This window comes from Pseudomonas sp. F01002, assembly GCF_004402115.1.
GTDB lineage: Bacteria > Pseudomonadota > Gammaproteobacteria > Pseudomonadales > Pseudomonadaceae > Aquipseudomonas > Aquipseudomonas frigoris.
The window spans coordinates 1-449 of record NZ_SOPU01000057.1 but is presented as its reverse complement, the minus strand read 5'-3'; the positions used below and the strand labels follow the sequence as shown (position 1 = coordinate 449).

Genomic DNA, 449 nt, shown 5'->3' with positions numbered 1-449 from the left:
AGCACTCCATGGATCAGACCGACACTGTTGTGCCAGAACCTGTGGCTGTTGCCGGCTATCGCCGCTGCCAAGTCAGGGTTTGCTCCAAGTTTGCGCAGTTCACGATACGTTCTTCTTCCGGTTTTCCATTGTTTGAGCTGGATGGCCCTGAGTCGTCGGCGTATCCATTCATCGAACCTATGCCAAAGGCGAGGGGTTTGCGATAAACCGAAATACGCTTTCCAGCCCAGTAGGTAGGGTCTCAGACCTTCCACCACTTGCGACAGGCTTCGGCCTCCATTTCGAGACGTCAGCTGTCGGATGCGGCTTTTGAACGTCTGCAGCGCTTTGCTTGCCACCCAGCGTTTGACCTCGCCTTGAGCTGACAGCCAAAAGCCATAGCCCAGAAACTTGCGGCCAAACGCACTGGCAATCGCGCTCTTGCTCTCGTTCACTTGCAGCCTAAGTCG

The 449-nt window shown here is 55.5% G+C and carries 1 protein-coding gene; it reads right to left on the bottom strand.

The features are described from left to right. Window positions 1–449 (bottom strand): group II intron maturase-specific domain-containing protein (locus E3W21_RS28765; RefSeq protein ID WP_305955718.1); only part of this gene is annotated, 449 nt, incomplete at both ends.